The sequence below is a fragment of the Ruegeria sp. AA6 genome, from assembly GCF_056542865.1.
In genome coordinates, this window is the sequence record NZ_JBQGAN010000059.1 from 1 (window position 1) to 5,464 (window position 5,464).

Genomic DNA, 5,464 nt, shown 5'->3' on the forward strand with positions numbered 1-5,464 from the left:
GGTCCCATCATCACCGCACCTCCACTCTCAAAATCGAGTGAATCAGCGACAGGCAAACCAATCAACGGACTTTTTCAACACTATCTCCGCATAGCCGACTTTGATCCAATGGCAATAAAGTCCGCGAGGCAGCCTTTCGTACTTGTTCATTGAACGGCTATCACTCAACCAGAGATCGCTTCACATAAAACCGCTTCAGCGATGTTCGCAGATTGTTATAGTGTGACCGATCACCCGGTGTTTGCGAAACCTGCCATTCGAGAGGCCATTTTACAACAACCGCAATGCGGACAATCTTGCCATTCGCTGGCGGGCATAAGTGCTGCCGCTACTTTCTTCCAATAGGCAGGTTCAAATGGTTTTGAAGTGGCCATTCTGGGGCGATACAAGGATTGTTAAGTCAATCGGTCAAGCCAGCAGATCGCAAGGCAGATCTTAGGCTTGTAGGTAGTCCAAGTAGATCGTTCTCTCCGGAGCAGCCATATCTGCCTCACAAGATCTAAGTCCGTTCAGGTGTTGGTTTGCACGCTAAATATCGGAATTTCACCTTTACCTTTGATGTCGCGAATGCCCTCTGGGGTCACCGTGAAACGGTCGGGCAAAAGTTTGGCGGTGTTCTCTGTGACAATGATTTGCCCGGGCACGCCTTGGCTTTCCATCCGTGACGCCAGATTTACCGCATCACCCCATAGGTCATATGCAAACTTGCGCTTGCCGATGACACCGGCCACAACCGGCCCCGAATTGACCCCAACTCTCAAATTAACATTGAAATACGTGTGCGCACTGATCGCTACCGCGGCCTTGTGCATCTCCATCGCAAGCTCAATAGCGATTTCAGCATGGTTGCGCTTGTCTTCAGGTACCCCGACAACAACCATGTAGGCATCACCAATCGTTTTTATTTTTTCTGCGCCATAGCGGCCTGCCAAATTGTCAAATTCAGTAAAAATCAGATTCAGGGACTCAACAAGCTCTGCCGCTGAAAGTCGCGAACTCGCGGCTGTGAAGTTCGCGATATCTGCGAAGATAACCGAAACTTCTCTATGCTCATTTGCAATAACGCGTTCGCCGTTTTTTAGACGCAAAGCAATTGGGGCCGGTAAAATATTGTGTAACAACTTCTCGGCTCGTTCATATTCACGTTTCATACCTTCTTCTGCGGTTTCAACTAGATACTGATTAATTCCTAGATAGAAGACCAATGCCGAGCTCACGCTGATTGTGTTTAAGGCGAAGAGGAAAATAATAGACACGTCGGGCATCATTACCCAAGGCTGCGATGTGATGGCCAGTACACCGACAAAGACGGCACAAGCAACGAGCGCTGTGCAGATCATTGTTTTACGCGCCCATGAAAACTGCGGCGTAACTAGGCATACAATGGCAGATACAAGCGGGAAGAGCCAAAACATTGCTCCGACCCCTGCATAGAGCGTACCAAGCAAAGCATGCAGCGGTATTTCTCCGAAATAGAGAAGGTGGACATACCACATAGGGCCTTGGCGATGCCGCCAAAGAAAACCGTATACGGTGAACAAAAGCGTCACGGCGATGTTATAGTACGCCATCACGGTTATGCCATTGAGTGCGAAAGTGATTGCCCACAGACCGTGAGAAATACTCGCCACCCACGGCCCCAGTCGGTGAAACATGTAATATCGCGCCTCTTTACCCTCGATCCCCGGAGGAGTCCAAAGCATGAGATCAATGGTTCGCTGGATGAAATCAAACATGAGAAACCTCCGGCCAATCATCGCAAAAGCCCACCAAGTGGCCTGATCCCCTCAGAAGATGGTGACGCGTTGTAAAGGTCCCAATATCCGTTTAGGCCCAGTCTCTTGGCACAGCATGAACCACCGATCGAAACGCTATATCATCGCTTCAATTGGTTCAACGGATAGGCTGTTAACGTTATCTGTTTTGCCCGCTTCGGGCTCGGTGCAGACGTTCGCTCAATTCCGCTCAATGACTGCAATGCGGACTAAGTTGCCGGTGCCCCGCAAAATAATGGAAGCCAATATCCGACTACAGTTGCACTACTGTAGGACACCTCCAAAGAACGGCGAACTCTTCACATTTTGATTTTGCAAGAACTGGAAATGTGGAGAGAAAAAATGTCACAATTTGATCTGCTAACTACGCTGCGAAACCAATACCCGGCCACGACGGCCGCGGCACACAATTTGGTCTTACGTACGTCTGAACTTTTGCTCGCCAGAAAGCACCAAGTTCAGATTGACTTGCAAAAGGCTCCAAGGGCGCAGGTCGCCTTCGAAAATGGGCTATGGGAAACCTTACTTTGGGCAGCTCGCGAATCCGACGCGGCAAGTGCGGAGCGGTTGTTCAAATTCACGGCAAACTTCTTTGCTCAGTTCGCTTTGGCTTACCCAACGTGGAACAACGTCCTGCCTGAAATCACTGATTACTTGATTGCAGCAAGCAGCGCAGAACACTCCCTGCTTTCTGATGCTGTCGATCAAGTTAAAAGAGAGCAATCCATAGTGATTGGTATTAAGCGCAAGAACCTATCGAACCAAACCGGCAAGCAGCAGTGATGCCGCTTGCGACCCTCACCGGGTCGCCACAAAAAGAGGCACCCGGTGTCTAAGGGGCTCTACAGCTAACAAGTTGAATGGAGGAGAAAATGAAAAACGCTGACTCACGAGCTTGGGACATTGTTCTTTCGATACCACCCAAAGACCTGATGAAATTCTACCAAGAGACTGACGAACTTAGTGATCTACACCGCCAAATTTACGAAAAGTTTCTGGTCAACGGGCGGTTTGCCTGCGTGCACCATGAGTTTTTCTTTTATTCAGATGCAGCTGAGCAGCAAGCCGATGCACTGCATGTTCAAAAACCTACTGAGACCCAACCGGCTTCTTATCGGAAGTAATTCAAAGGATTGCGAAGGTTCGACCAAGTGAAAAGAGACACGTCTTCCACCTCAGGCAAGAAACCCCACAAACATCACTATTCGCTACAGATTGCTGGGCGATTCCGGAAGATACAAAGCGGTTGAACCTTCGTAAATCGCGATATGCGCCTAAAAATAAACAATACTTTCAGCTACCCGCAACTTTGCGATATTTAGAACAGCAGTTTTGTCTTCTTCCGTTATTGGCCAGAACTCTACCGAGTCAAAGGCGCCTCAACCCTGCACGGATCATTTCAATAACGCCGGGCGCGAAGGGTAGATCGCTTAAATATTCTTCAATCGTGAAGTCGCCATTTGTCTCTGGCAATTGTGCCCGGGCTGGCCCCGTTTCACCGGCGAGGCTGTACACCGCGGAAATAATCAAACGATCAAGGAAAGAGTCTCGCACATCTATTTGGCATACTTTTTTGACAGCGGCTTTGAAGTCTCCTTTCTCGACGTCTTCCAAGCAAAGGGTAATCTTGGTCCAAGTTGGCAACATGGGGTTTGCATCTGTCGCTTGTCGTACCAACTCCGCGCCTTTATGGGGATCGCCGACATATGCAATCCATCCTCCGGCCACAGCGAGCAGAAGACCGCCATTTGGATTGGCCCGTATTGCCGCATCAATTAATTGAAGAAACTTTGGTTTATCTTCATCCAATTGGGCATAAATGGCTGCGGCAATCAGAGCCTCCTGGCATTGCGGCTCAAAAGCCAATGCTTTCTCTGCGTGAATTCGGCCATCTTCGACAACGGACTTCAATCTTTTTTGTCCAACACCTACCTCTTCAACATATCCAAATGATAAAAGAGCGTGCGCCAATCCACTGGTTGGGTTCTCCCTGACAGCAGCTTGCGAAAGTTCCATCATTTGCGCCAAGCTGCTGACCCTATTTGCGCGAAGATGGGTGTGAAATGCCAGCAAAGCCTCATACACGTTCGAGTCAGAGGCAGGCCGCGTTCGCGCATTCCTCCCAACGTCGGTTGCAACAAACCCATATGCATCCGCAATGTAGGTTGCGCAGCGCTTTGCGATGTCTTCCTGCGCTTTGAAAACATTGGCGTTGCTCAAATAGATATCTTTGCGTTCCGACCAAACTAGGTCGCCTGTTTCTTGACGTTTCAATTGAACAATTACGCGCAAACATTCGCCATCTTCGCGAACTGTCCCTCCCAGAACATAGTCGCAGCGCTCAAGCGAATTATGACCCTCATGGGTTTCAGTTTTTGAGACTTCCGCCCGAAACCCTGTTAGCACCCGAATGTGAGCGAAACGGGCTATTTCTAATGCAATTTCTTCCGGCAACCCATCGCGAAAAAAGATTGCGCGCACAGACTCTGATCCTGAGAACGATCTAATGCCTAGCGTGGGCAACCTTGGCGTTTTCTCATCAGTCAAATTCGTATCTGTTGCCCAGGGTTCTCGAATGCGAAAGGTGGGTCGATACCGACCTTTTGGAACCGCTATTTCTACCCTGTCTTGGCTACCTGAGGTCAAATAGTAGTAGCTTAACGCCTTTCGCAATTTTACCGCTTCTGTTCGCACGACGGGATCAGTGTTGGGATCAAAGTCAGCGCCTCTTCCAAACACATCCATTGCCAACGCAGTGCCATGAAGCTCTTCGCCCTTGCCGTCAATTTCACTTCTGACGAGATGCTCAAAAAAGGTTCTGGTGCGTTTGCTAACAGCGAAGTCACTCGAACCAACAATACGTTCCAGTTCTTCCAAGATCTCTTCTTTACTCACTTCGAAGGGCAAGAGTCACACCTTAGGATTAGCCGCGCCAGAAAAACTAAGTAGCATACTCTGGATAGCGCAACAAAGAAGACAAAACCTTTTGAAGGTGAGCGCCATGCCTGAGATCGGCATTTCAGATTCAGTTCGATAATTCACTGCGATAGAGACTGTTTCAAGCAATCTGTATCGCCGCAAGGGTCATCTATTTGTTATGAGCCTGACCCTAGACAAGCTCCCCCTCTCGTGGTCAGTGTAATTGCACAGTTTTAGGGGGCTAGGACACAATCTGAGCGGATTTTGGGGCATTTTGGTTGGATCTTTATTCTTGGACTTTTTTAGTCCAACCGTATTTGGTGCGATACTGTTTTTCTGTACAACAAACAAGCCCTTTACAAATTCCTGCTTCTTATTGCTTGGCTTCTTGATCACAAACATCACGATTGGACTGGCAGTACTTTTCGGACTGGACTGGCTGATTGAACTGCTTCAAAGGGAAATAGAGAGGTCTTTTTTTTCTCCAACAAAGTTTGACTATTTGTTTGGAGCAATACTTGGAGTGGCGATGCTTTTTATTGCATTGCGCTCAAGAAAATCACTTGATGACAAAAGAAACAAGAATGGTTTGCGGTTACCCGAGAAGCCAAGTAAGGCGCTTAAACTAGGCAGTTTTTTATGTTTACTTTCAGCGCCCGTCGCCGTTCCATACCTTGCCATGTGTCAACGGCGGTGAGAAAGTCTGCCATTGGGCGGAGCAAAAGTCGTCCACTGTTTGGGTTACCGGCGCCTTGGCAAACGCGCTCCCA

Annotated in this window: 5 protein-coding genes; 3 read left to right on the plus strand and 2 right to left on the minus strand. The window is 48.6% G+C overall.

Annotated features, from left to right (window positions below; all coding sequences use genetic code 11):
* Positions 1-509 precede the first annotated feature (509 nt).
* Complete coding sequence (locus tag ACR0LN_RS23745; RefSeq protein ID WP_480433197.1) at positions 510-1,736, minus strand: adenylate/guanylate cyclase domain-containing protein; 1,227 nt, start codon at positions 1,734-1,736, stop codon at positions 510-512.
* Between the two features lie 381 nt (positions 1,737-2,117).
* Here ACR0LN_RS23745 and ACR0LN_RS23750 point away from each other — a divergent pair, with 381 nt between their 5' ends.
* Together ACR0LN_RS23750 and ACR0LN_RS23755 are read left to right on the plus strand one after the other, a co-directional pair.
* Positions 2,118-2,558: a hypothetical protein gene (locus ACR0LN_RS23750; RefSeq protein WP_480433199.1), complete on the plus strand. Its 441-nt coding sequence runs from the start codon at positions 2,118-2,120 to the stop codon at positions 2,556-2,558.
* Between the two features lie 89 nt (positions 2,559-2,647).
* Positions 2,648-2,899: a hypothetical protein gene (locus ACR0LN_RS23755; protein ID WP_480433201.1), complete on the plus strand. Its 252-nt coding sequence runs from the start codon at positions 2,648-2,650 to the stop codon at positions 2,897-2,899.
* A gap of 244 nt (positions 2,900-3,143) precedes the next feature.
* Here the strand turns inward: ACR0LN_RS23755 and ACR0LN_RS23760 are convergent, their stop codons facing one another.
* Positions 3,144-4,652 (minus strand): hypothetical protein, encoded by a 1,509-nt coding sequence (locus tag ACR0LN_RS23760; RefSeq protein WP_480433202.1) that lies wholly within the window; start codon positions 4,650-4,652, stop codon positions 3,144-3,146.
* 334 nt (positions 4,653-4,986) lie between these two features.
* Here ACR0LN_RS23760 and ACR0LN_RS23765 point away from each other — a divergent pair, with 334 nt between their 5' ends.
* A complete protein-coding gene (locus tag ACR0LN_RS23765) occupies positions 4,987-5,391 on the plus strand; it encodes a GAP family protein (RefSeq protein ID WP_480433204.1) in 405 nt (134 codons plus the stop codon).
* Positions 5,392-5,464 lie beyond the last annotated feature (73 nt).